This is a genomic window from Nitrosomonas sp. sh817 (assembly GCF_030908545.1).
Classification (GTDB): Bacteria; Pseudomonadota; Gammaproteobacteria; order Burkholderiales; family Nitrosomonadaceae; genus Nitrosomonas.
This window is the reverse complement of record NZ_CP133083.1, coordinates 57,972-84,319: the sequence shown is the minus strand read 5'-3', so window position 1 is coordinate 84,319 and position 26,348 is coordinate 57,972. Positions and strand designations below refer to the sequence as shown.

At 50.2% G+C, this 26,348-nt stretch carries 25 protein-coding genes; 8 read left to right on the top strand and 17 right to left on the bottom strand.

Annotation, left to right across the window (positions count from 1 at the left end; all coding sequences use genetic code 11):
- Positions 1-5 precede the first annotated feature (5 nt).
- The 3 genes from RBH92_RS00405 to RBH92_RS00395 are packed head-to-tail and all read left to right on the top strand — an operon-like array spanning position 6 to position 4,610.
- The gene (locus RBH92_RS00405; RefSeq protein ID WP_307932781.1) at positions 6-3,203 is read left to right on the top strand and encodes a DUF748 domain-containing protein; all 3,198 of its coding nucleotides are present in this window, start codon (positions 6-8) and stop codon (positions 3,201-3,203) included.
- Positions 3,204-3,253: 50 nt separating this feature from the next.
- Positions 3,254-3,766 carry a DUF2141 domain-containing protein gene (locus RBH92_RS00400; RefSeq protein ID WP_307932780.1) on the top strand — a complete coding sequence of 171 codons (513 nt, stop codon included), beginning with the start codon at positions 3,254-3,256 and terminating at the stop codon, positions 3,764-3,766.
- A gap of 4 nt (positions 3,767-3,770) precedes the next feature.
- Positions 3,771-4,610, top strand: a complete 840-nt coding sequence (locus tag RBH92_RS00395) for an alpha/beta hydrolase (RefSeq protein WP_307932779.1) — start codon at positions 3,771-3,773, stop codon at positions 4,608-4,610.
- Positions 4,611-4,631: 21 nt separating this feature from the next.
- Here the strand turns inward: RBH92_RS00395 and RBH92_RS00390 are convergent, their stop codons facing one another.
- On the bottom strand, positions 4,632-5,186 hold the full coding sequence (locus RBH92_RS00390) for a hypothetical protein (RefSeq protein WP_307932778.1): 555 nt from the start codon (positions 5,184-5,186) through the stop codon (positions 4,632-4,634).
- Between the two features lie 162 nt (positions 5,187-5,348).
- Between RBH92_RS00390 and RBH92_RS00385 the strand changes: the two genes are divergently transcribed.
- The 4 genes from RBH92_RS00385 (at position 5,349) to RBH92_RS00370 (ending at position 11,165) form a co-directional block, all read left to right on the top strand.
- The gene (locus RBH92_RS00385) at positions 5,349-5,900 is read left to right on the top strand and encodes a CinA family protein (RefSeq protein WP_307932777.1); all 552 of its coding nucleotides are present in this window, start codon (positions 5,349-5,351) and stop codon (positions 5,898-5,900) included.
- A gap of 19 nt (positions 5,901-5,919) precedes the next feature.
- On the top strand, positions 5,920-8,736 hold the full coding sequence (locus tag RBH92_RS00380; RefSeq protein ID WP_307932776.1) for a PAS domain S-box protein: 2,817 nt from the start codon (positions 5,920-5,922) through the stop codon (positions 8,734-8,736).
- A gap of 179 nt (positions 8,737-8,915) precedes the next feature.
- Complete coding sequence (locus RBH92_RS00375; RefSeq protein WP_307932775.1) at positions 8,916-9,365, top strand: hypothetical protein; 450 nt, start codon at positions 8,916-8,918, stop codon at positions 9,363-9,365.
- 300 nt (positions 9,366-9,665) lie between these two features.
- Positions 9,666-11,165 (top strand): porin, encoded by a 1,500-nt coding sequence (locus tag RBH92_RS00370; protein ID WP_307932774.1) that lies wholly within the window; start codon positions 9,666-9,668, stop codon positions 11,163-11,165.
- A gap of 68 nt (positions 11,166-11,233) precedes the next feature.
- Here the strand turns inward: RBH92_RS00370 and RBH92_RS00365 are convergent, their stop codons facing one another.
- From RBH92_RS00365 to RBH92_RS00310, 12 genes are all read right to left on the bottom strand, one after another.
- Positions 11,234-11,842, bottom strand: coding sequence for a TIGR00645 family protein (locus RBH92_RS00365; protein ID WP_307932773.1), 609 nt, complete (start codon positions 11,840-11,842; stop codon positions 11,234-11,236).
- 109 nt (positions 11,843-11,951) lie between these two features.
- On the bottom strand, positions 11,952-12,212 hold the full coding sequence (locus RBH92_RS00360) for a hypothetical protein (RefSeq protein ID WP_307932772.1): 261 nt from the start codon (positions 12,210-12,212) through the stop codon (positions 11,952-11,954).
- 79 nt (positions 12,213-12,291) lie between these two features.
- The gene (locus RBH92_RS00355) at positions 12,292-12,573 is read right to left on the bottom strand and encodes a DUF2442 domain-containing protein (protein ID WP_307932771.1); all 282 of its coding nucleotides are present in this window, start codon (positions 12,571-12,573) and stop codon (positions 12,292-12,294) included.
- A gap of 5 nt (positions 12,574-12,578) precedes the next feature.
- The gene (locus RBH92_RS00350; protein WP_307932770.1) at positions 12,579-12,839 is read right to left on the bottom strand and encodes a DUF4160 domain-containing protein; all 261 of its coding nucleotides are present in this window, start codon (positions 12,837-12,839) and stop codon (positions 12,579-12,581) included.
- Between the two features lie 91 nt (positions 12,840-12,930).
- Positions 12,931-13,221 carry a HigA family addiction module antitoxin gene (locus tag RBH92_RS00345; protein WP_374049941.1) on the bottom strand — a complete coding sequence of 97 codons (291 nt, stop codon included), beginning with the start codon at positions 13,219-13,221 and terminating at the stop codon, positions 12,931-12,933.
- 8 nt (positions 13,222-13,229) lie between these two features.
- Positions 13,230-13,508, bottom strand: coding sequence for a type II toxin-antitoxin system RelE/ParE family toxin (locus tag RBH92_RS00340; RefSeq protein ID WP_307932769.1), 279 nt, complete (start codon positions 13,506-13,508; stop codon positions 13,230-13,232).
- Positions 13,509-13,530: 22 nt separating this feature from the next.
- Positions 13,531-13,824: an REP-associated tyrosine transposase gene (locus tag RBH92_RS00335; RefSeq protein ID WP_307932768.1), complete on the bottom strand. Its 294-nt coding sequence runs from the start codon at positions 13,822-13,824 to the stop codon at positions 13,531-13,533.
- Positions 13,825-13,921: 97 nt separating this feature from the next.
- Positions 13,922-14,908, bottom strand: a complete 987-nt coding sequence (locus RBH92_RS00330; RefSeq protein WP_307932767.1) for an IS110 family RNA-guided transposase — start codon at positions 14,906-14,908, stop codon at positions 13,922-13,924.
- A gap of 271 nt (positions 14,909-15,179) precedes the next feature.
- On the bottom strand, positions 15,180-16,016 hold the full coding sequence (locus tag RBH92_RS00325) for a DUF2971 domain-containing protein (RefSeq protein WP_307932766.1): 837 nt from the start codon (positions 16,014-16,016) through the stop codon (positions 15,180-15,182).
- Positions 16,017-16,215: 199 nt separating this feature from the next.
- Positions 16,216-17,103: a succinate--CoA ligase subunit alpha gene (sucD, locus tag RBH92_RS00320; RefSeq protein WP_307932765.1), complete on the bottom strand. Its 888-nt coding sequence runs from the start codon at positions 17,101-17,103 to the stop codon at positions 16,216-16,218.
- Between the two features lie 9 nt (positions 17,104-17,112).
- Positions 17,113-18,291: a malate--CoA ligase subunit beta gene (locus tag RBH92_RS00315; RefSeq protein ID WP_307932764.1), complete on the bottom strand. Its 1,179-nt coding sequence runs from the start codon at positions 18,289-18,291 to the stop codon at positions 17,113-17,115.
- 102 nt (positions 18,292-18,393) lie between these two features.
- Positions 18,394-19,344 (bottom strand): HpcH/HpaI aldolase/citrate lyase family protein, encoded by a 951-nt coding sequence (locus RBH92_RS00310; RefSeq protein ID WP_307932763.1) that lies wholly within the window; start codon positions 19,342-19,344, stop codon positions 18,394-18,396.
- A gap of 131 nt (positions 19,345-19,475) precedes the next feature.
- On the opposite strand from RBH92_RS00310, the gene RBH92_RS00305 reads away from it, so the two are divergent.
- On the top strand, positions 19,476-19,643 hold the full coding sequence (locus tag RBH92_RS00305) for a hypothetical protein (RefSeq protein WP_307932762.1): 168 nt from the start codon (positions 19,476-19,478) through the stop codon (positions 19,641-19,643).
- A 464-nt stretch (positions 19,644-20,107) separates the two neighbouring features.
- Here the strand turns inward: RBH92_RS00305 and RBH92_RS00300 are convergent, their stop codons facing one another.
- From RBH92_RS00300 to RBH92_RS00285, 4 genes are all read right to left on the bottom strand, one after another.
- Positions 20,108-20,749, bottom strand: coding sequence for a hypothetical protein (locus RBH92_RS00300; protein WP_307932761.1), 642 nt, complete (start codon positions 20,747-20,749; stop codon positions 20,108-20,110).
- The gene (locus RBH92_RS00295) at positions 20,721-21,632 is read right to left on the bottom strand and encodes an RHS repeat-associated core domain-containing protein (protein ID WP_307932760.1); all 912 of its coding nucleotides are present in this window, start codon (positions 21,630-21,632) and stop codon (positions 20,721-20,723) included. Before RBH92_RS00295 ends, RBH92_RS00300 begins: the two co-directional genes overlap by 29 nt.
- 79 nt (positions 21,633-21,711) lie before the next feature.
- Complete coding sequence (locus RBH92_RS00290; protein WP_307932759.1) at positions 21,712-22,068, bottom strand: hypothetical protein; 357 nt, start codon at positions 22,066-22,068, stop codon at positions 21,712-21,714.
- A gap of 1 nt (position 22,069) precedes the next feature.
- Positions 22,070-25,819, bottom strand: coding sequence for an RHS repeat domain-containing protein (locus RBH92_RS00285; RefSeq protein ID WP_307932758.1), 3,750 nt, complete (start codon positions 25,817-25,819; stop codon positions 22,070-22,072).
- Positions 25,820-26,348: the final 529 nt, after the last annotated feature.

Sequence of the window (26,348 nt, the reverse complement as noted above, 5' to 3'; positions counted from 1 at the left end):
GTTCCATGATGACTTCAAGCGGACAGCAGCTTCAACATAAACGGCTTCGCCGCCTCGCCATCGGTCTTGGCATCGTCAGCGCGCTGATTGCGCTGCTGGCCGCGCTCGGCGTGTTCTGGTTACCCGGTTTTACCAAATCGCAACTGGAAACACGCTTGACCGAGATGCTCCAGCGGCCGGTTAGCATCGCCGCACTGGAACTCAAGCTGCATACGCTCGAGTTGATTATTCACGATTTCCAAATCAACGACCGCGCGTCTTCTCCGGAAACACCCGCTCCGCTGCTATCATTCCGGAAACTGCATGTTGACTTGAGCATTGAATCGCTTAAGTACCGCGCTCCTGTTGTTTCTGCAATAACACTCACAAATCCGCAAATACGCTTAATCCGCGAAGCCAATGGGCAATTCAATATTACCGATTTGCTGGAAAAATTTACCAAAACCGGCGATGAAACTACCGAAACCAGCGAACAAGCCAATCAATTTTCTGTCAGCAACATCAGCATTCACGATGGGCGCATCGAGTTGATCGATCGCAGCAAAAACAGCGAACATGTCGTTTCGGAAATAAACTTGAATATCCCTGCCGTCGCTCGCTTGAATGGCGCCGAAACCGGCTGGATAGAGCCGCAATTCAATGCCAAGATCAATGCCGCACCGGTTTCACTGACCGGTAAATTACAACCCTTTACCGCAAAACAAGAAGTAACACTGGATTTAAAATTCAATGCGATCGACATCGCGCATTTCAAGCCTTACTTATCGCTGCCGCAAGGCGTACAACTGCTGACCGGCTACTATGACGGCGCGTTGACCTTCAATATCAATCAACAACCCGATCAAGCGCCAAAGTATCTGCTCAACGGCACCACCACACTACGGCAACTCACTTTCAGTAATAACGCGGTGGCAACCCCGTATCAAGCCGGAATGCAGAAACTCGAAATCGCTTTCGCAAAAACCGATCTTACGGGAGCAACACCATTCCGCGTCCGGTTAAACAGCCATCAAATCGCCTTGACCCGTCAAGGCGACAATGAACCGGCACTGGCGCTGGGCAAGTTAAGCATCAATAACCTCGGCATCCATGCAAATAAACAACGTATTACATTGGGCGACATTGTGCTGGATGACTTCAAAGCTTCATTCCGGCGCGATGCGCAAGGCGCGATCGATATTGCCAAGCTATTCAGCCCCGATACCGGAACCGGACCAGAAGCCAAAGTTACCGTTGCAGCAGCATCACCATCACGCATCCCGATACCATTACGCAAGCCTTCCCCTGGCTCAAGCAGCGCGATAACCGCCAAGAATCAGCCTGCTGCACCAGCCACTGCCAGTGCTCAGGCAACATCGAGCAACAAACCTTGGACACCGCAGATTAAAAGCATTCAGCTTAACAACGCCGCACTCCGCTTCGAAGATCTTTCACTGGCCAAAGTCACACCGATGATTATCGATTCGTTGAACGTAAGCCTCGAAAACATCGACCCGGAAGGTGCAAATCCGCTCAATCTCGCTTTGCAAGGACAAGTCAATCAGCATGGCAGCATTAAAGCCAACGGTTCTCTCGCATGGTCGCCGCTGGCCGCCGATTTGTCGCTCGATCTCAATTCCGTGGATATTGTGTCCTTGCAAGGCTGGCTAGGCGATCAATTGACCGCATTATTAACGAGCGGGGATGTTTCCTTTAGCGGAAATGTTAAAGCCGGTGGAAATCCGTTGAAAATTGAGATCAAGGGTCAAAGCAAACTGGCCAATTTCAATCTGATTGATAGCCAAAAAGCACACGATCTGCTGCATTGGAAAAAACTGGATATCGCCCAGCTCGATTTTGTCAGCGATCCCCTTCGCGTCAATATCGGCGCTATTCATCTGGGTGATTTCTATGCGCGCATGACCATCCTGCCGGACGGCACCCTCAACCTGAAACAAATTTTCCGCCAGGAACAGAAAGCGCCGGGCAACGTGGCGGGCGCTACTGCCGCAAGCACTCCACCAGCCAGCGCCAAAAATGAAGCACCGATTCATATCGATAAAATTTTTCTGCAAAATGGCAGTATCAAATTTAACGATCGCTTCATCAAACCGAATTACCATGCCAACCTGACCGCGCTTGCTGGCCAAATCGGCCCGCTATATCCGGGCAAATCCGGCAAAATCGATATTCGCGGCATGGTCAGTAAAACCGCGCCATTGCAAATCAGCGGCGCGATTGATCCGTTCAGCGCCGAACTGCTGCTGGATATCGTTGCGCAAGTGAAGGACATCGATCTGCCGCCGTTGAGTCCCTATTCGGCAAAGTATATCGGTTATGCGATCGAAAAAGGCAAACTGTCCGCGGACGTAAATTACCAGGTCGAGAACGGTGCGTTGACCGCCGATAACAAAATCTTTCTGGATCAATTCACCCTCGGCGAAAAAATCGACAACGAAGCCGGCGGATCGCTTCCGATCAGCCTGGCAATCGCACTATTGAAAAACCGCCGCGGTGAGATCGACATTCACCTGCCGCTCAAAGGATCGATCAATGACCCCGATTTCAATCTCGGGGACATTATTTTTCAGGCATTGATCAATCTGATTACCAAAGCGATCACTTCGCCGTTCTCGCTGCTCGGTTCGGTCATGGGAGGTGGCGAAGAGCTTTCGGAAATCCCGTTCACACCTGGTTTCGCCACCATTGATGAAGCATCCATGCAACGGCTGCAAGCCCTGTCTGACGTGTTAAAAGACCGGCCATCGCTGCAACTGGAAATTTCCGGCCATTTCGATCCGGTAAACGATCATGAAGGACTAAAACAAGCCATTCTGCAGAACACCATTAAAGCGCATAAATTGGCGGACGATGCCAAGAAGGGCATTGCCGGCGGCACCATCGCGCAACTGGCACTAACACCGGAAGACTATAATAAGTACCTTGAAATCGCTTACAAAAAAGAAGACTTCGAGAAACCCAAAAACGCCATCGGTCTGGCAAAATCCCTGCCCAGTGCTGAAATGGAACAATTGATGCTGGCGCATATCACCATCCATGACAACGATCTGCAAGTTTTGGCGGAAAATCGCGCCATCGCTGCAAGGGACTGGCTCATTGAGAACGGCGGGGTCAGCGGCGACCGGATTTTTGTCGTCGGCAGCCACGAGGATACCGGCAGCGAACAGCATCCGGGTAGCCGGGTCGAGTTTATATTGAAGTGAAGCTGTGTTTTCCAGTCACTCGCTATTGAATGAATATTTGTCAGTGAATTATGAACTATCGATTCTTTTGGAAACCGCTATCTTGGATCTTATCCATTAGCCTATTTATAGTTTTTCCGGCGCATTCCCATGCCGCCGAACCTGTCGCCATCAAACCGCATGAGCAACCGGATGCTTGTAACCCCGATATTCCGCAAATCCGTGTAACCGTGAACGGCGTGAAATCGGGCGGCGTGCTCAATGTCGAGTTGTACCACGACCCGGATTATTTTTTGTTTAAAAAAGGACGATCACGGAAAGTCCGCACCCCGGCCATCAAAGGACAACAAAAAGTCTGCATGAACCTGATCCAATCCGGTACCTACGCCGTGGCGGCCTACCAGGATATCGACGGCAACCGTAAATTAAGAAAACAATGGAATCAGCTCCCGCTCGAGCCGTTCGGTTTATCGAACAATCCCGTGCAGCGCTTCGGTTTTCCCCGATTCAGCGATTCGGCTTTCACTACCGGCCGCTTGGGCGCGGATATCGCAATCGATCTGAAACAACCGGTTGATCCCTGATGCCATGCGCATGCTCAGCAATTTTCTGATTATCCTGCTGGCCGCTTATTTATTCCTGGTACTACTGGTGTATTGGGTGCAGTCTTATCTGGTCTACTTTCCGGACAAACAGCTCAGCAATACGCCCGGCGTATTCGGATTGGAATACACTTCGATCAGCATCCCAACCAGCGATGGCGAAACCTTGCATGGCTGGTGGGTACCGGTGGCTGACTCCAAAGGAACGGTGCTGCTGTTCCACGGCAACGCCGGCAATATTTCTCATCGTATCAACTACCTGACGATGTTTAGCAAGCTCGGCTACAACACCTTATTACTCGATTATCGCGGCTACGGTCAAAGCAGCGGCAAACCGTCGGAATCCGGCACCTATCTGGACGCGCAAGCGGCCTGGCGGTATTTGACTGAAACCAAAGGCATTGCGCCGGAACACATCGTTTTATTCGGTGAATCGCTCGGCGGCGCGGTAGCCGCCTGGCTGGCGGTCAAGGAAAAGCCGGGGTTGCTGGTGCTGGCTTCGGCATTTACTTCCATCCCGGAACTGGCGGCGGAATTTTATCCTTTTTTACCGGTGCGCTGGATCAGCCATTTTGAATACAATACGTTACAAGCCTTGCAAGCAGTCCATTGCCCGGTTTTTATCGCGCATAGCCCGCAAGATGATATCGTGCCGTTTCATCATGGCCAGCGGCTGTTTCAAGCCGCTCAAGAACCCAAGCAGTTCCTGGAGCTGGAAGGCAGTCACAACACCGGCTTTATTTTCATGCAACCGGTATGGAAAAAAACATTGGGCGCGTTTATGAATCGTCATTTGACTAACCAATCAAAATTCATCGTTGATTGATTCACACCACACCTGATCGCATCAATCCTTCCGGTGGCCGCGGTCGTGATCTTTCTTGCCATGGCTGTCCTTGTCGCGATTTTTATCTTTTCCGCGTCCCGGATGACCATCGTCATCGCCTCTACCGCCGTTCTGCGGATGCCGGTGTGATTCGTTGTAACGTTCACGGTAGCGATCGGAATCACGCTCGTCATAATGACGGTGCGAATCGATCGTCTGTCCTCGCGGATGCGCATGCTGGCTTTGATAATGCGGTAAGTAAACATCGTTGTACCAATTTTGCTGCACAAAATAGACCGGCTGATAACAAGCATTATAGCGATGACAATATTTGTTCCAGCGCTTGGCATGACCCGGCGGCACATACAAATAAACCGGCTGCTGTTGTAAAACGCCCGCAGGCGGTATCGCCACTACAGGATTCGGATAAATCAACCGCGGTACCGGATAATGACCGCCGAGCGTGATTTGACCATAAAACCCGGGTTGACCGATGCTGATAGTCACTCCGACATCACTCGCCAACGCCGGTAATGAAATAACTGTAATCAGTGCCGCCAATGACAATGTTCGCATGCCAAACCTCTCTTATGACGAAAATAATGGATTAATTGAAACCGCCCGTGTATTGCTCCTGGTAATAGTACTGTACTCGAGCGCGACAATCAGCAAAAAAATGACCGCGTCAAAACGATGCGATTCCCCTATAATTCTTTTGCCTTGATTGCAAGCAATTTAATGCAAACGCATTCGGGGCATTTTACTTGGAGTCACAAAATTTCTGGCCCTAATCAAACCATTTACGATTTGGCGGTTAAAACCGGACAAAACCTCGCCGCTCATGGCTGGATGCTGGTAACGGCCGAGTCTTGCACCGGCGGCTGGACCGGACAGGCAATCACCGCGATCCCCGGCAGTTCGGCTTGGTATGAACGCGGCTTCATCACCTACAGCAACGCTTCGAAACACGAAATGCTCGGCGTGCAACAAAGTACGCTGGATCGATATGGCGCGGTTTCGCCGCAAACCGCAACGGAAATGGCAGCGGGTGCGCTTAACCGGAGCCGCGCCCACATCAGCGTAGCCATCACCGGCATTGCCGGGCCGGATGGCGGCACGGCCGGAAAACCGGTCGGGATGGTATGCTTCGGCTGGGCGCACAGAAACGGCCTGGCGCGGCAGGAAACACATTATTTCAACGGAAATCGCGAAGCCATCCGCGGCCAGGCGGTTATCATCGCATTGCAAGGCATCTTGAATCTGATCGATGAAACCCCGTTGACGGCCTGATGCGCATAACCATTATCCGATGAAAAACCTTGTTTCTCTACTCAAAAGACACGATGTCTTTTTCTCGCTGCTGCTGATCAGTATTTTCCTGGTCGCGACGGGAATCTATGCCGACCGTTTGCATTCCCGCTATAGCCAGCGTGAGTTGCACAGTTCGATGCTATCCCGGTTGAGCCTGTTGCGCGCCAATCTCGAAGGAAAAATCACCAGCAATGCGCAGTTAGTCCAGGGATTGGTCGCTTCCATTTCCGTGGAGCCGGATCTATCACAGGAAAAATTTGCCGGCCTGGCGCGGCATCTGTTTAACGAACAATCGCAACTGCGCAATATCGGCGCCGCACCTGATCTCGTTATTCGTTATATGTATCCGATCCAGGGCAATGAAGCGGCGATCGGTCTTGATTTCCGGAAACATCCGGAGCAACTCGATGCGGTGTTACAGGCGCGCCGCAGCGGCGGCCTGGTGCTGGCCGGCCCGCTTGACCTGGTACAAGGAGGACTCGGTTTGATCGCGCGCATCCCGGTATTTACGGATGACCCTGAAACCGGCAACCCGGCATTCTGGGGCGTAATTTCCGCAGTCATCGACATTGACCGGCTGTATCAAGCCAGCGGTTTGCCGGATTTCACCCGGGAATTCGATATCGCCATACGCGGTAAGGACGGATTGGGCAAGAACGGCGCGGTGTTTTTCGGCACCGCGCAAATTTTCGAGCAGCAGCCGCTATTGCTGGATATCACCTTGCCAACGGGTTCGTGGCAAATGGCGGCGATTCCGAAAGGCGGATGGTCTGCTGCAAACGGTGAACAACTTTTCTTCCGCTTAGGATTGGCTGTGACCGGCGTGCTGTTCCTGCTGCCCTTGATCGTCATCGGTAAATTTCACCAAAAGCGGCTGGCAAGCGAAGCCCGCCTGAATGCGCTGTTCGAGATGTCGCCGGTCGGGATTGCCCTCAACGACTACCGCAGCGGGAAATTTCTCGAGGTCAATGACGCCTTGCTGGCGCCGACCGGCTATACCCGAGCGGAATTGTTGAAAATGACTTATTGGGATATAACACCCGATGCGTATCTTCCGGATGAAAAAGCGCAACTGAGCGCCTTGGATTTGAAAGGGTATTTCGGCGATTACAAAAAGGAATATATCCGCAAGGATGGCAGCCGCTATCCGGTAAAACTCAACGGCGTCGTTATCTACGATGCTTCCGGGCGCAAACTCATCTGGTCGATCGTCGAAGACATTACGATCAGCACACAAGCCGAACGCGCTGTACTTGAAAGCAAGAAAAAATATCAGCAACTGGTCGAGGATATTGGCGACAAATTCGTCATTTACAGCCACAAAGCGCATACCGGCGTGTTGACTTATGTAACCGGCGGCATGGAAAAAATCTTCGGATTGAATAACACCGAAGTGATTGGCAAGTCCTGGGACAATCTGATCAACTGGCTGCCCGATTCGCGCGAGCAAGCCTATGGCGTGGTAAGTGACATGATTGCGGGAAAAATTGATTTCTTCCAGTTTGAAATGACATTCATCCACCCCAATGGCCTTGAACGAACGATTCTCGCATCCTGCCATCCTGCAACCGACGAGGAGGGCGATATCGTTATTGAGGGTATCGTCGAAGACATCACGGAACGTAAGACCACCGAACACGCGCTGATTACCGCGCGGCAAGAAGCCGAGCGCGCCAATAAAGCCAAATCCGAATTTCTTTCGCGCATGAGTCATGAACTGCGCACCCCGATGAATGCCATTCTGGGTTTCAGCCAGTTACTGGAAATGGAAAAGCTCGATGCATTGCATTTGAAATATATCAAGGAAATCAAAAATGCCGGCGTTCATTTGCTGGCGTTGATCGACGATGTGCTCGATCTGGCCAAAATCGAATCGGGGCGGATCGACTTGAAACTGGAGGCGGTTGCGCTGGCGCCGCTGCTGGAAGAATGCATGGCGCTCACCGGACTGCAAGCCGCCAAGCAAGCGATTGTGATAACGCATGCGGATTGCGCTGGCACCGTGTTGCGCGCAGACCGCATCCGCCTCAAGCAAGTGTTGGTTAATCTACTGTCCAACGCCATCAAATACAACCGCGCGGGCGGTAAAGCGCATATCGGCTGCAGCAATTCAGACCGCCCCGGTTTCGTCCAAATACGCATCACCGACACCGGCAAGGGGATCGCCGCGGATAAACTGGCCGAGCTTTTTCAACCGTTCAACCGTCTCGATGCCGCTTATTCGGGAATCGACGGCACCGGTATCGGGCTTTACTTGACGCGTCAGCTGGTGGAATCCATGCATGGCCGGATCGGCGTCGACAGCAAACCGGATCAAGGCAGTACCTTCTGGTTTGAGCTGCCGGTTGATTCTCTGCCCAGTCACGCCGCAGCGTCGGCCGGTTTGCCCCCAGCGGCGCCATTGCCGTCGCCGCGCAACAAACAAGTGATCGTTTACGTGGAAGACAATGCAGCTAATGTCGAATTGATCAAGCAGATCATGATCCATCGCCCGCAAACCCGGCTGCTGACCGCACTCACGCCGGATGACGGGCTGGAACTGATCCGGCAGCACCACCCGGATCTGATATTGCTGGATATCAATTTGCCCGGCATGAGCGGCTTCGAAGTATTGAATCGCATCCGGCAACTGCCGGCATGCGCCGCCACGCCGGTTATCGCGGTGACCGCCAGAGCCATGCCGGATGATGTCGAAACCGGCCTGAAAGCGGGTTTTTCCGCTTATCTGACCAAGCCTCTCGATATCGAACAGTTTCTGAAAACCATCGATGGCTTCGATCAACTTCGAAGCAACGCTAAGGGAAATACTGATTAATTTGCCGGGCAAGACGACCGCTCAGCGCAACGGATCGCTTATGCAGGCAATTGACCGGTATTTCCCTAACAATTCAAGGGTTAAGGGTTTCCCTTAGAAAAAAACCAGAGTTTCCCCAATATTAATCCTTCACCCGCTTCGTTATGATGCACACCATGATCAATTTGGAGTCATCCATCATGAACAGAAAACTATCTATCTACCTCGCTATTGTACCCATCCTTTTGGTATTGATCGGTTGCGCGCAAGTCGGCCCGGTCAATCCGCAAGATGTTGCCGCCAAAAATGCGAAAACCCATCAAGAGCATAATAGCTTGGCTTCGTACTACGATAACGTGGCTAAAGAAATGGATAGCAAAGCGACACAGAATAAAGCGTTGCTCAAAGACTACGAAGGACACAGCGAATATTATGGCAGACGCGGACAGGATTTCCATTCGCATGCAACCGCGAATCTTCGTCATTATGAGCAAGAAGCGCAAGATGCGCTGAGAAAAGCGGAATTCCATCGCAAAGTCGCAGCGGAATTATTAAAACGCGAGCTCGCTCAGCCATCTGAAACAACCGATCCGGCGGCTGCGCGCGAAGTTAAAGTAAAACTGAAATCAGATTCCGACAATTTGAATTAATTAACGGATAAAATAGCCTATCGATTATGATGTGACGATATAGCGTAGCTAAGCGCAACCTTTAGGAAATTCCATTCCCCTTGCTGTTCCGGTTTGAATAAAGCCGGAAGCGGGGGAATGGAATTTTTGCGTATGCCGGAACCTGACAATATTTATCAAGAAATGATGCGAACGTTTAACAGGCCGTTGAAAAACGTTTTTGAGGCAGCCGATATAAGGCGAAAGCACCCGAAAAATCGCAGTTTATGCGTAATAAATGAGCATTTTGAACCTGTTTTTAGCACCGTAGCGGCAACGCAGATGGCTTTTCAACGGTCTGCCAGGGAAGCGCTGATTAATTCAACGAACGTGATGAAGGGCGAGGCGCACGGAACGCAACAACCGAGAGCTATCAATCTGATAGGCGAGGGAATGAGTACCGCGCAACGAAGCAATTCGCTCGTGCAGTCAATTAATCAGCGCTTCCCTAAACTGCTGGCTGCTGTCGCAAGCAGTGCCTTACTTTATGTTTTTTTTCCAGGAACTACCCAAGCCGCCGATCCGTTACAAAATTTTATCAAGCAAAGCCGTCTGGAATTGGGCGGCTGGGTTAATGGCGGCGCAACCTTCAATCCAAGCCAATCGGGCGGATACAACGGCCCGGTGATTTTTGCCGATCAGGCGAACCGCTTTCAATTGAACCAATTCAACCTGTTTTTACGCCGCTCGGTCGTATCCGAAGGAAAAACATGGGATTTCGGCGGACGCTTCGACTTCATGTTCGGAACCGATGCCATTTTCACGCAAGCCTTTGGCGTGCCGGCCTTTGATGTCAATACCGGCGAACCGATGAAAAGAAGCAACTGGGATTTGGATTTGTGCTGCAACTCCTCGAAAACCTACGGTATTGCACTACCGCAAGCATATTTAGAGACCTACGTGCCGGTCGGTAACGGACTGAATGTCAAGCTTGGGCATTTCTACACCCCGACAGGCTTTGAAACCGTTCCCGCGCCGGATAATTTCTTCTATACCCGCGCCTACACCTTGAACGTCGGCGAACCTTTCACGCACACCGGCATGCTGGCTAATTACACCATCAATAAAAACTGGGAAATTCTGGGCGGACCGCTCACCGGCAGCGCCAACGGCGGCTGGGATGGCGGCTGGGACAAGCAATTGGGGAACTGGTCCGGACTCGCCGGTTTTACTTGGAAAAGCGACAGCAGAACCACCACGTTTCATTTTTCCGGAACCTACGGGCAGGTATCCAGCCGCAGCGATGAAATCTGGGCGTTCTACAACGTCGTGCTGCAGCACAAAATCACTCCGAAAACCTTACTGGTATTACACCATGTTTATGGCGAAGCAAGCGGGATACTGCTGAACAACCTTAAATACACCAATGTGGTTCAGGATGCCGAATGGATGAGCGCCATTGCGCACTTGTACTACGATATCACCGACAATCTGGCAATCGGTGCGCGCGCCGAATGGTATCGCGATCAAGACGGCTTCCGCAATCCGTCGCCGTTCCGGATTGCCGCCGCCACCAACATGGTCAACGGCACCGCGGTAAGTTACGCTGGCAATCTGAGCAGAGTCACCATCACCCCCGCCGACTATTATGATTTCACTGTCGGTTTAAATTGGAAAGCCGCTAAATCGCTAGGACTTAAAGCCCCGCTGTTGCAGAAATTACGCGTCCGCCCCAATATCCGCTACGACCGGGTCGATGCTTACCGCGCTGAAGCCTACCGGCCTTTCGCCGGCCACAAAGACCAGATTTTGTTTTCGCTGGATTTTGTGCTGCCGTTCTGATTTCGCATCAAGCAGTTCGTTTTAGACGGCTTCGAGACAACGCCGCAACTAGGCGCATGGTGCCCCTGTCACGCCTCCGGATGCCGGTCGACCTGCGAAATAAGGCGGTCGCAATAAGCAATCGCAATCGCGGAAAGTAGAAATGCAAGATGAATGCCGGTTTGCGCGATTAATGTTTTTTCATCGTAAGCGGCCGCATTAATAAATGTTTTCAGCAAATGAATCGACGAAATACCGATGATCGCGGTCGCCAGTTTTACTTTCAATACCGACGCATTGACGTGTGACAACCATTCCGGCTGATCCGGATGACCTTCCAGGTTCATGCGTGAAACAAAGGTTTCATACCCGCCGATGATCACCATAATCAGCAGATTCGAAATCATCACCACATCGATCAACCCGAGCACCACCAGCATAATGGCGGTTTCGGTCAGCTTCTCGGGCCTGTCTGCGCCTTTAATCGTCACCGTATCGAGAATATGCTGCAATGCGCTTTGATTGCCCAGCACCGCGCCGATCAAATCCGACAGCTCAACCCAGAAGTGAAACACATATACACACTGCGCCAATACCAGCCCAAAATACAAGGGCAGTTGCAGCCAGCGGGTCAGAAACAGAAAATAAGCGATCGAAGGAATGCGTCTGGAAGGCGTGGAATGATTGTTTTGCTGCATATTATTCATGGTTCAAAAAGTACGGAAGGTTAACATAGCGGCGGATAAAAACGAAATCCGGCGTTCCCGGGCGACAGATAGGCCGGATGCAGCCGGCCGATCAACTGACTCAACTGTTTTCCCGCTTCTGTTGCCACTTCAGCGTCCCGTAGGCGCCCAGATAAGTGCCGATGAACGCGGCTGCAACGTACGCATGGTTTTCGACATAACTGGTAATGGTAAATGCATTGGCAAGTATCAGCACCGCCGACCAAAACGCCGCAGCATGCGGGTTTTTATTACTGAGGTTAATGAAATACAGCGTGCCGCAAACGTTGGCAAATCCCATGGATAGGGCAACCAAGCAAAAGGTAGAAACCGAAAAATCCATATCATTGCCCGATAATCAGGCCGCTTGCCATTTCATGCCTTATTATAATTCGGCGCAATAACAATTGCGCGTTGCCATGCTACCTTGAAACGCCGATCTCCAATTGAGGCTTAAGCCTATAATCAGGGCACAGTTTTTGATAAAGAAACTCCGGTGCAAAATCGGCTCCGTTGGACCAAACGAGCGTTTCGAGTTCGTTATGCAATACAAAATCCGCGAATCGCAACTTATCCTTCAATGGCTCGAACATTTCCCCCCACAATTCGCTTTCCAAATCGACTTCACCTTCAACGCCATCAGCAAATTTGAGCCAGATGCGGTAGTCGCGCTGATATTTTGCTTCTCGTAATTTTGGTAGCATGATGATCACTCCAACGGTTCAATTGGTTTCAATGCTTTTCTTGCTCGCGCGAGATTCCAATCTTCTGTAAGTTCTGTCCTATGATATTCGCGCCACTCTTGTACCAAACCCAAAACCCGTGGCGGCAAACGGCCTTCGACGATTTCACCGCTATCAATCGCGATCGCCGCAACATGATCACCATATTTGGCATGAAAATGCGGCGGTGCGTGATCGTTGTAATACATCGCGATGATAATTCCCAGGAATCGGCTTATCTCAGGCAAAGTACTTCTCCTTAGGCTTTTGTGTATTCATAACTACCCGGACAGGTTCAGTGATTGATGCGCCTCCTTGCGGTCGGCACATCCTACCGGGCTACACAACGTGAACAAGCTTCTCTACTTTCAACTCACCCAGATTCTGTTCGGCAGCCCACAAATCATATTGCATTTGCTGATTGAGCCAGCTTTCCGCTGAAGTATCGAACGCCTTTGCCAATCGCAATGCCATTTCAGGACTGATACCGGATCGGCCATTTAATAAAGCCGATAAGGTTTTGCGGCTGACACCCAAGGCTTTCGCCGCATCGGTTACGGAAAGTCCAAGCGGTTCCAGACATAATTCTTTGATAACTTCCCCAGGATGGGGTGGATTGTGCATTTTCATAATTTCACTCAATGATAATCTTCATAGTTAACAGCTATTGCGTCTTTTCCGTCGAACTCGAATGTAATTCTCCAATTTCCGCTGACACTGACCGACCAGGTTTCCTTCCTTTTTCCTGTCAATTTGTGCAATCGCAATCCCGGCAAATCCATATCCTGAGGAGAAGTGGATGCATGCAGCCGCGACAAAATCAATTGAATCCGGCGCTCATGCGCGACCAGAATGCCCGATCTTATTCCTTTCAGAAAATAATGCTCCAATCCAGAATGGCGGAAACTTTTGATCATAATCTTAATGTAACCGATCAGGTTACATGTTACAACTGGTTTGCTGAGTTCGCGATTCCGTATCTGATCCCATGCCTGGTTTCCACCGGGTTGAAAAATCCGCATCGGCCTGCGGCAACGTCCAGATACAGTGTAAGTGATCCGGCAAAATAACGACGGCATCCATGCGAAAAGGGTGGCGTTGCTTGGTATATTCAAATGCGCTACGCAGCAAATCGATTTGCTCGACCAATAAGCGGCTGGTCTTGCGTTCGGCAAGATTGACCGTAAAAAACCAGGAACCTCCAGGAATATACGCACGCCGGTATTCTGTCATTTCGTTTGTTTTCCTGTTTTAAAACGTTTTTTGATTGATGCGCCTCCTTACAGTCGGCACATCCTACCAGCCCTAATTGTAGATACCGTCTTTCAAGTCAAGCAATTTTTGGATAATTTGGGTGATAAGGTTGTTGTGATTTTATAACGCCGAAGCACAAGTGCACCAGCTTACGCATAGCAGCTCCGATAGCGGACATTTTGGATTTGCCTCTGGCGAGTAACCGTTCATAAAGTGCCTTGACGTGCGGATTGTATTGTGTGGCGATCACTGCCGCCATGTATAGCACGGCGCGTACTCGCGCCGGGCCCGCCTTTGACAATCGGGCCCGGCCCAGCACCGTGCTTCCAGACTGCCGTTTTACGGGCACTAAACCCAAATAAGCTGCCACTTGTTCGGCAGATTCGAAACGGTTGCCGTGCATGATCGCCAGGAGGTTATTTCCCACTCGCTCACCTACTGCCGGAATACTGGTCAGCAGAACCATATCCCGCTTCAGACCGGGATGCCTGTCGATGTGATCGTCTATCGCTTGTTGCAGCCGTTTCAATTCTGCTTCAAGAAAGGCGATAGATTGAGCGATAGACTGGACAATCAGTTCAGGCGTCTCGATAGCTTCGCTCTTTTCTTGCCGGTTCAATTCTCGGCGCAAATCATCCGCCACCGCATTACGCCGGGCTAGTAGTGCTTGTAATGCACGGACTTCCACCGATGGCGGCTGCCATGCCGCAGGCTTGAGCAGCGCTCCATATTTCGCCAGTACAACACTATCCACACCATCCGTCTTAGTGCGTATCCCCAAGCCTCGACCAAAATCTTTAACTTGTGCCGGATTGATGATCGAAACCATTACCCCAGCATCTACTAAAGCCAAAGCAGCTTGCTCGTGATATACGCCAGTGGCATCCATTACCACGTGCAGTTGCGCAGCCGACACACCTTGTTTGGCCGTCCACTCCAACAATGCGCTCACGCCTGCTTTAGTATTGGGAATGACCTTGGATTTACGTTTATCACCTGCTTCGTTAAGTAAAAGGCAACAATCCAATTTTGCCTTGGCAATATCCATACCGAGATAAAACATGATGTTCTCCTGTTACAATATTTACCAACCTCGCCCACTTGCCTTGTGCATGCAGGGTTTATCCCTTGGCTACCGTTCAGTGTCTGTGCTGGCGTGGAAGATGAGAAGGAAGGCTTGATCTACAGAACAAGGTCTTGCCTTAAGGGTGGACACAAGCTGCCTCCAACTCGGGTAGTGGTAGCTAACCACTACGAAAAGAAAGATACAAGGTTGGGCTGACAAAGGAAGCCCAACATTCATTGTTTTCCATGAAGCGATACCTTTGTTACCGCTAGTTGATGTTGGGCTTTCTTCGGCAGCCCAACCTACCTCGCTGACTTACCTTGCTGTCAATTTTTACCTCTTCGATATTAAGTGAAAAGTTTATATTGCACGGAGATGAATAATATAGCTTGATCGGATAAGTTCGGTTTTTAATCCATCCAAGCACTGTCTCTTTGTCCGATAGTGAGATTTGTGCACCAAGGATTACACCCTTTAATGCCTCTGGTGGAAATTTATAAACACCCGCTCCTTTCGTATAGTGAATAAGTCGCCATTCTTGCTCATACATCCAATGATCCGCCTTGGAAAGCAGTGCGGCTTCCATCATTTCGCCTTCATTTTGACGAAACGGATTGATCCTGGGGCGTTCTGAAAGGTATTTGACCTGACAAGCATTTTTGAAAAACTCAGAAGAACTATCGAATTCCAGACATATTCCACGATGAGAATCTGCATAGTGTGACCACATCAAAATATCATCTTTTACGCTCGAAAAACACAGAACCCCTATTTCCTCAGTAATTCGTTTTGTATGCAGCTGTTGAACCCGTTTGTATACTTCTGGACCGCTTTCCCAATCTTTGAGCATTGATACTACACTTTGGTGTCGCTGCTCACAATTGAGATCCGGACTGTATTTCTGATGCAAATTATCGCAGTACTGCTCTTTTTCTTTATCCGAAGCTTCAAACAGAAAACTTGGGCGACAATCAAATGGATCATTAAAAGTTGAGGGTTTGGAAAAATAGAGTTCACTGTGACAGATAATTTTCTCTACATACACAGCAGCTTCACCACTTAAGCTTCTATATCTATAAAAATGTGAAGGATAGTTGCACATCATGACGTAAAGAACTCAACCATACGTAGCTAAATAACACAAATAATCTTCATCATATTAACTTGATATTGCGATTGTAGAAAATAAATCGTTAATAGTCAGTAGATTTAATCTGTCGATGAGCTTTGCGATGGATGCCGTGCAAAACAAAAAACCCGACAACTTACGCTGTCGGGTTTTTAAATTTTAATAACAACCGCGATTACAACTTCGCCAACACTTCCGCGACCGTTTGTCCCATCAGCGACGGGGTTGGGCAAATAGTAACGCCGAGTTCTTTCAGCATCGCGACCTTTTCGGCGGCGCTTTCTCCGGCGGAGGAGATGATCGCGCCGGCGTGACCCATGCGGCGGCCTTCGGGGGCGGTGAGTCCGGCGATGTAAGCCACTAGCGGTTTGCTCATGTTTTCCTTGGCGAATTTACCGGCCTCGACTTCTTGCGGGCCGCCGATTTCGCCGATCATGAGCGCTACTTTGGTTTCCGGGTCTTGTTCGAGCCGTTCCAGAATGTCGCGATGCGAGCTGCCGGGGATCGGGTCGCCGCCGATGCCGACTGAGGTGGAAATGCCGATGCCGAGGGCGCGCATCTGGTCGGCGGCTTCATAACCCAATGTACCGGAGCGGCCAACCACGCCGATATTGCCGCGGATGTAGATGTGACCCGGCATAATGCCGAGCATGGCGCGGCCCGGGCTGATGGTTCCGGCGCAGTTCGGACCAGTCAGCAGCATGCGCTCTTCTTTCGGAAAACGGCGCAGGAAATTCTTCACCGTCATCATGTCTTGCGTCGGGATACCGTCGGTGATCGAGACACAGTATTTGATGCTGGCATCGGCGGCTTCCATGATCGAATCCGCAGCAAATGCGGGCGGCACAAACACGATGCTGGCTTCCGCGCCGGCTTGCTCGACCGCTTCCTTAACCGTGTTGAATACCGGCAAGCCGAGATGCGTTTGTCCGCCTTTACCCGGCGTGACACCGCCGACCACGTTGGAGCCGTAGTCGATCATTTCCTGCGCGTGAAAAGTACCGATTCTGCCGGTAAATCCTTGAACAATAATGCGTGTTTTTTCGTCAATTAATATCGCCACTTTGGACTCCTAGGCTTTTGCGACGACTTCGTTGCGGGCGCGGACAACTTTTTCCGCGGCTTCCGCTAACGTTTCGGCGGTGATGATCGGCAGGCCGCTGTTCGCAATGATGCGGCGGCCTTCTTCCACGTTGGTGCCCGACAAGCGAACCACCAGCGGCACTTTCATATCGATGTTTTTGACCGCTTGCACCACGCCTTCGGCGATCCAGTCGCAACGGTTGATCCCGGCGAAGATATTCACCAGCATCGCTTTGACGCCGGAATCGGCAAGTACCAGGCGGAACGCTTTTTCGGTGCGCTCGGCGGATGCGCCGCCGCCGACATCGAGGAAGTTAGCGGGTTCGCCACCAGCCAGTTTGATCATGTCCATCGTCGCCATCGCCAGGCCTGCGCCATTGATCATGCAACCGATGTCGCCATCCAGACCGACGTAGCTTAATCCGGCTTCCGCTGCGGCAACTTCACGGTGATCGACTTGCGTGTTGTCGCGCAATTCGGCGATGCGGTGACGGCGGAACAGCGCGTTCTCGTCGAACACCATTTTCGCATCCAGCGCGATGATATCGTTATTCGCGGTAATCACCAGCGGGTTGATTTCCAGAATGTTGGCATCGAGATCGCGCAACGCGCGGTAACAGCCTTTGATGGTTTTCACCGCGTGATTCAGTTGCGCCGGGTCGATACCCAAGGCAAACGCCATCTTGCGCGCCTGAAAATCCTGCAATCCGACCGCCGGTTCGACGTAGATTTTGATGATCGCTTCGGGATTGGTCACGGCCAGTTTTTCGATTTCCATGCCGCCTTGCGCCGAGCCGATCATGATGACGCGCTCGCTGACGCGGTCGATCATGAATGACAGATACATTTCCTTGGCAATGTTGGTGCCTGCCTCGATATAAAGCCGGGAACAGACTTTGCCCGCCGGGCCGGTTTGATGCGTCACCAGTTTTTTGCCGAGCAAGCTCTCGGCGGCTTGTTCGACTTCCGCGTGGGTTTTGCAGACTTTGATACCGCCCGCTTTACCGCGCGCGCCGGAATGGATCTGCGCTTTGACAACCCATACGTCGCCCTCTATCTCCCTGGCGCGCTGCACGGCCTCCACCACGCTATAGGCCAAACCGCCTTCCGCGATCTTGACGCCGTACTCCGCCAAAATTTCCTTCGCTTGATATTCGTGAATATTCAATTCAATTTCCCCAATAATCGCAATTACTGCGTTAATTTAATCATTACATTTACTGCGTCATAAAGATAAAGGCCGCTCAACGCGGCCTTTAGTCATTAATCGTTAACCGTTTTTAGCGGCTATCGCATCGGCGATTTTCACCACGTTATTGGCCATTCTTTCCGAAGCGGCATCGATCAAGCGGCCATCGAGCGCGGCGGCGCCTTTGCCTTGCGCGGCGGCTTCCTTGAGCGCGGCCAGAATGCGCTTGGCTTTTTCGATTTCGCGCTCCGGCGGCGTAAACACGTCGTTCGCCAATGGAATCTGCGTTGGATGGATCGCCCATTTGCCTTCGCAACCCAATGCTGCGGCACGCTTGGCCGCCAGCACGTAACCGTCGGGATCCTTAATGTCGCCGAACGGCCCGTCGATCGGACGTAAACCGTACGCGCGGCAAGCCACGATCATGCGGCTGATGGCGAAATGCCATTGATCGCCGGGATAATCCGGGTTCAAGCCGCCGATATTGGTGGTTCTGGCGCGATTGCTGGCGGCATAGTCGGCCACGCCGAAATGCAGCGCTTCCAGTCGTCCCATCGCGCCGTTGCGCGCGATGTCTTCCACATTGGCCATGCCAAGCGCGGTTTCGATCAAGGCTTCCAGACCGATGCGGTTTTTCAATCCTTGCTGCATTTCAAGCTGGGTAACCATCGCTTGTACCATGTAGACATCCGCATACACACCGGCTTTCGGGATCAGCAAGGTATCGATTTTGCTTCCGGCTTGTTCGACCAGATCGACCACGTCGCGCACCATGTATTGCGTATCCAGGCCGTTGATGCGCACCGAAACGGTAATGCCGTGGCCTCTCCAATCCAGATCGTTGAGCGCTTGGATGACATTTTTACGCGCCTGGATTTTATCGTCCGGCGCAACGGCGTCTTCCAGATCGAGAAAAACGAAATCGACACCGCTATTCAGCGCTTTTTCAAACATGCCGGGACTGGAACCTGGAACCGCCAGTTCGCAGCGCTGTACTCGCTGAATCTTTGTTTCATAAAGCGTGTGACTCATTTTTCCTCCAGAATTAATAAATTTTTAAATGAAAAGGCCCATCAAAACAACTTGCCGGACACATGACTTGTCTTTGCAGCATCATTTCACCGGGTTCGCGCTCAAAAGCAAAATAGGAAAGGAAACATACGGTGGTTCGTGATTTAACAACGCAGGCAATTGTGAAGAGAGAATGGATTGATGTTCTTATGCTTCTTTTTAAAGGCTATTTATTCAGCGGATTATATCCATTCTGCGGGAATATATCTACTGAGTCAGCCCTGCTGAATACTGGATGGGGAAGCGAGGATGGTATTTGAAGAGTTGAGCGTGGCAATCATGCAAGAAAAAACCGCATGTTCAACCGCAAATTCTTGATGATGCAACGCCCCTGGATGGCGCAAGCTTATTCAGACTAATTACTATGGTGCAAATCCGCGAAAATGCCAAATTATCAGCATCGTACTCAGCTCGATGAGCCACCGTTGACCAATGATCAATATAACTACAGCACCCAGCCGCAATAGAAATCTATCTGGATTTTCTTTGATTATCATGGTGCTGACGACGATATGCGGCAAAACAAGAATGCTCAGCAGCAGCAAATAATTTGAATAGCCGATATGCCAAAAAAATCTTTCAACCAAGATGGTGCTTAAACCAATAAACATACTTACTGCGAATAAAGCAAATGGCTTTTTTGGAACTCTCATGGGCTAAAAGAGGTTTTGCATCACTTGGCATTGTTAGCCCTAGAAGACACTAGCTTATCTGGACTACTTACTTACATTAATGACTTCAATATCTCTAAAGTTTTATTCATTTCTTCATAATTATTTTTTTGGGACTCAGAGGCTCGCTTTGTAAAAATCCAGTCAGCCATGCTATCAATTCTATCTTTATAAAACTGATGCAGCGCTTTTACTGATACCCGTGGTATTGGAGGATCCAAAATCCACCATTTTTCTTGATCGCGAATAAACTGGAGTTTTACAACATCTTGTTTCAAATCATCAGTAATTATTTTTCTTCCAGGTAACCCACTACCCATACTTTTTGCTATCCGGTCAAAAATAACTGTTACAACTGCGGTATTTTTTTCAACTAAAATATTTGTGATTTTAAATGATTTAACAACAAAAATTGGATCCGCCTCAAATGCAATAACTTTTCCAAGTAATTCAGGATCTTTTCTACTCTCTTCTTTTCGTCGACTTGTTGTATATTTTGCAATATCCATTCGTATATCTGGATCACCCTCGAAGTCAGCGTAGCAAAATTTTTCCGCAACAATCCTTACAGCATCAACTTCAACTCCATTGAGCGATTTAGCCCAGATACTGTGATTGAATGATACACAGCATACAATAGCTAAAAGTATGGATATTATATGCTTCCTACTTAATATTATTGATTGGTTTGTCATATCGATACCATGTTACTGGCCTCATTGATTTTTCCCACCAAATTATCTGAGCAGCACCAAATGGCACCCCTGGTCTGCGAGCAGACCAGGAATCATATCTAGCATCTGCTTTAGGATCGAAAATTAATACATGACCATTCCATTGTCCTACGTCACCCGGCTGAGGCTTATTATTAGGGGCAGGCTTAAAACGCGGGTTATCCGGAAACATTTTAGAATTTGAATATTCATAGGGATAACCTGCCTCCTCATAGATTTTCCAAATAGACCCAGAACAATCAGCTCTATCTCGACTTGACCTTGCACCACCATTTTCATAATAAGGTACTCCTGACCAAGTTCTAGCAACTTCAGTAATCCGTTGCCCTTCCTCAAACGAAATTAGTTCCAAACCCAGTAGATCAAAATTCAAAACTGGATTCCCACCCACATACCCCCAAACATTCATCCCTGCCGCCAACCCGATCGGGTCTGGTGAGAGGTATCTTCCGGTCTCCGGTTCATAATAGCGGAAATAGTTGTAATGCAGGCCGGTTTCCTTGTCGAAATACTGCCCGGGGAAACGGGGGTGGTATTCAAACAGTTGACCGTTGCCGTCCGGGTCTTCGTTAGGCAAGTTCGCACCAAAGGCGTGGGTGTTGTCCCAGCGCCAGACGATGGTGTTGGTCTGATCCACGATCACTCTGGGAGTGTTGAGATGGTCGGCATGGATGTAGCTCACCTGTATTTCACTGGTAGCGGTGGGTTTCGTGATTACGCCGACCGGAATGTTATTCAGCCATATGGTTTCTTGCCGCACCAGCCAATCATCGGTTGGCGTGGTTGTTGATGCGTTATCCCGGTATTCCCCGATCAATTGTCTGTTGGAATCGTAGAAGAACAAAAACCTCGGACTCAACGAGCCATTACTCAACGAGCCATTTTTGATGATGCGTTGATCCTGGATGGCGCAAGCTTATCTGCTACTTGCTCTTAAGAATTTCGTTCAGCTCTTGCTTAATAAATACAGCACAAGCCTTTAACTTATCTGTATATTTAGTCTCAATCCTTTCATCATCATCCAGATAACCAACTAGATATTCATTTGAATCACTAGAACAAAAGTACCAGCCCACGCACCTTTTATCTTCAGAATAATCTAACCAATCTGTAACCACATCGGGATATGAGAGTATTTCCTCATATAAATCTTGCTCAGAAATTAATTTGGAAATATTCGCATAACCAGTACGTTGCAAGAGATCATGCATCGATACCGTTTGCTGCAGAGAAAACTCGCGTGGAAGAGTTATAAGTTTGTATAAAATATCTACCGTCATATCATTTCACTAACTTTGTTCCATCTCTGTTGAGCCTAAATCCCTTTTCCATTAGATAATCCAACTCACTGCGAAATGCTCCCGTTACATCATTAATATTCTTAACCGGATTTGATAAAACAATGTCATCCCCGCGCTTTATCACTCGATCTAAGAATTTTTTATTTGCTGCCCACTGCTCAGCCTTACTCATTTTATTCCACACATCAGCTGGAATACTAAAACGCCTTGCTCCCAATTCGTTCGCTATCCTAATGTAATCTGGATTCTTTCCTAATACCACTACCGTCTTTGAGCTAATGCCATGGACTCTAATCCCAAGACCCAACCCAGTAGCTCCAGGTATAAATAAACCCAATGTATTGGCTTTTAGTGAAGCAATGTCCACCGATGTATCACAACCTCGGATTTTATTGTACGCATAGGAAGCAATATCAAATGCAATCAGTCCGAGATCAACAATTGCATCGGGTAACAGGCCATCCGAATCAACAAAACTCAACGGACTCTGCCCCACATACCCCCAAACATTCATCCCGCCCGCCAACCCGATCGGATCGGGTGAAATATATCTTCCCGTCTCCGGTTCATAATAGCGGAAATAGTTGTAGTGCAGGCCGGTTTCCTTGTCAAAATACTGCCCGGGGAAACGGGGGTGGTATTCAAATAATTGGCCATTGCTGTCCGGGTCTTCGTCAGGGAAGTTAGCGCCGAACGCGTGGGTGTTCTCCCAGCGCCAGATAATGGTGTTAGTCTGATCCACGATCACCCGCGGGGTGTTGAGGTGGTCGGCATGGATGTAGTGCACTTGTATTTCACTGGTAGCGGTGGGTTTCGTGATTACGCCGACCGGAATGTTATTCAGCCATATGGTTTCTTGCCGCACCAGCCAATCGTCGGTTGGTGTAGCCGTCGATGCATTGTCCCGGTATTCCCCGATCAATTGTCCGTTTGGATCGTAGAAGAATAAAAACCTCGGACTCAACGGACCGTTTTTGATGATACGCTGATCCAGCGCGTTATATTTGTAAGTGTGTGTCTTGCCGCCTTTGACCGTAGTCGCGAGTTTACCGGCGGCGTTCCAGGTAAAGGTCGCAGTACCGTCGCTCAGCGGATGACCGGCGGCATTGTAGCTGTAGTTCTTCGCAACCGGTCCGGCCACGTTCGTCAGACGGTTGCTGGCGGCGGCGATGGTGTACGGATAGCTGGTTCCACCGAATTGCGCTTGGGTGCGGTTGCTGTTGGCATCGTAGCCCCACAGCTTGAAGCCGTTATTGTCCGACTGGCTGATCAAGCGGTCGAGCGCGTCGTAATCGTAGCTGCGGTTATGCAGCGGATTGGTATCGGTTGTTTGCGTGATGCGGCTGGCAGGATCGTAAGTCAGCGTGCGCGTGTCGTTGCCCACCGGATGGGTGCTGAGCCGCCCATCCAAGTCAAAGCTGCGTATGTAGGCTTGCCCGTTGCCCCATACCCAGCTCTTGGCTTCGCCAAACGGATGATAGCTGATGTTGTTGAGCAGCACAGCGCCATTAACGCGGATCTCGTTCGGGCGGCCGTCGGCGCCATAGCTGGTGGTGATCTGCGCGCCGGACGGATACGTAGTTTGGCCGATGCGGCCAAAGCTGTCGTATTGGTAACTCAATGTTTGAATGTAATTGATGGTATTGCCGGCCCTACCGCTCGGAATTTTGGCAGTCTGCGTTTTGGTGAGCAACCGGCCGTGCGCATCGTAGCTGAAACCGGTGGAACCGGATTCATCGGTCATGCCGGTCAGCCGCCCGATACTGTTCGCACCGGTATCGTAACTCCAGGTCAGCGCAATAGTGGCAGGTACACCGGCCACCGTGGTGTGGGTGCGCTTGGTCGGACGGTTCAATGCATCCCAGGTATAGGACTGCTTGACACCTCGCGCGTCGGTGACGGTTTTGAGATTACCGGCGGAATCGTAGGTGTACGTGGTCGTGCCGCGGTCGGCTGAGACTTCTTGCAGCAAATCACCGAAACCGTTGTAGCTATAAGTGGTGGCGATATTTCCCGGGTCGGTCAGTTGCGTGATCTGATCGAGCCCATTGTATGCTTGCCGGGTGAAGCCGTTCGCCGGATCGGTGATTTCTTTCAGCCGGTTGCGTGCGTCGAATTGGAAATTGACCGCGTGCAGCAGCGGGTTGGCGATTTGCTTGATGTTGCCTTGCGCGTCGTATTGGTACTGTGTGGTCTGGCTTTGCGCGCCGATATCTTTCCACAGCCGGTTCAGCGCATCGTATTCGCGCTGTTGGGTTCTGGCCAGGTTATTACCGGCATCGAATAATTCTTCTCGGATACGATTGCCCATCGCATCCAGCGTGTATTGAATGCGGTTACCCGAGTTATCGGCAATGCCTGTCAGGCGATGCGCAGCATCGTAGGTATAGCTCAAGAAACTGCCGTCCGGGAAGGTGATTTTCTTAAGCTGCCCGGCGTTGTCATACTGATACTGGGTGATTTCCGTGCCAGTCGTGCGGGATAACAACCGCTGCCGGGCGTCGTAGGTTAAAACCGTGGTCAAGCCGTTCGGATCGATGATTTCTTCGGGCTGGCCGTGAGCGTTATAGCGGGTGATTTGCGTGACGTGACCCAAGGCGTTGGTGACACTGGCGACTTGTCCGCGGCAACCCAAATGGCCGCCGCTGCAGGCGGCATCCGGTGCGTAATATTGGGTAATAGTGATATCGGCGACATCGGTGCGCGGACCGTCGTCGGTTTTTTGCAGAATGACGCCGGGAATACTGGCGTGATACAGATAATCCGTCGTCCAGGTACGCGTGGCGTTGGTTGCGGTGTCTTTGATTTGTTGCTGCGTGACGTTGCCGTGCGCGTCATACACATAACTGGTTTCACGCCCGGCTTCGGTGATTCTGACCGGCAGACGGTAGTTGGCATGCCATTCGGTGAGAATCTTGCGCTCGCTGCTGCTGGCGGCTGGTGTATAACCCAATAAATCGCCCGGGCAGTTGCTGGCACTGCTCACGCCTTCAACTCGGGCGATTTCGAGGTTTCTGCTCAGGTCGTAGGCATAGCAAGTCTTATTGCCGTTGAAGTCCGCCCGGCTGATCGCATTGCCGTTGACATCGTAGCTGATGTGGCTCGATGCGGCGCCGCAACCGGAACCGGCCGGTTGCGATTGGCCGGTGCTTTTGGCGACACCCAAAATGGTTTGAAAATTATGCGTGTATTGGCTGCCCAGGGGATCGGTGACAAGCGTGTGACTGTGGTCGCCGCTATAACCCAGCACATACCGCTCCACTCCGCCTGCGTGCTCGGTTACCACCGCACGGCCTTGCGCATCGTAGGTATAAGTCGCAAAGCGCATTCCGTTCTCATCGGTGATGCCGGTCAGCGCATTCGGAAGATTCGCGCCACTGGTGTAAGCCGGTTCGTTGTAGTGATAACTGCGAACCTTGCCGTCGGGGTAAGTCACCGAAATTAGGTTGCCGTTGCTTTCGTAAGCATACTGATAAACACCGCCCGCCGGATCGATCAGGGTTGAGAAATTCCCATAAGCATCATGAGTAAATTGTAATTTATTCCCAAAACTATCAACAATACTTGCGAGTCCACCACTTGGGTTATATGTCAGATTATGAACAATCCCACTGCGATCTTCGATCGAGATGAGTTTTCCATAAGCATCATATTTTTCTGTTCTGTCGAAGAATTTGTCTGTATAAGTCCAACCTATTCGTTGATTGCTAGAGTTAATATGCTCAATCAATGAATCATCAATATCACCATCTCCACGCCACTCTCCAGTAAATTGATCTCTATAAAATAAGAGAGCACCTTTGCCACGATATACTCGCGCACTAGTGGGGATCTGCTGACCATCTAACACTATGAATTTATAGTATGAATGCCGCCAAGTTATACCTGATCTTTTCTTGTCGTTATGTTGATAGAACAATTGAAAATCTATCGGAAAGTTACTGTTAGCAGTGCGGTAAATAGGTACAGTAAGTTCTTTTCGACCCAGTCCTATATAAACCGGATTGGGAGTTCTATCTCCACATTCTTTCGGTTTAGCTAGATCTTTCTCTCCGTCTGGCTCAAAGGATACTGAACAAGCAATAAAACCATATCGATCAACATTATGAGCATCTTTAATACTATACCCGACTGAATTATTAGGGCAAATGCCTTGCTTTGATGCGACATGCCAACCACAGTAACCAGGCTCATAGGTTCGGCAAAATCTATAGCCCCAGATCCACTCATCGTAACCCGTTGAATAAGGATATTTTTCT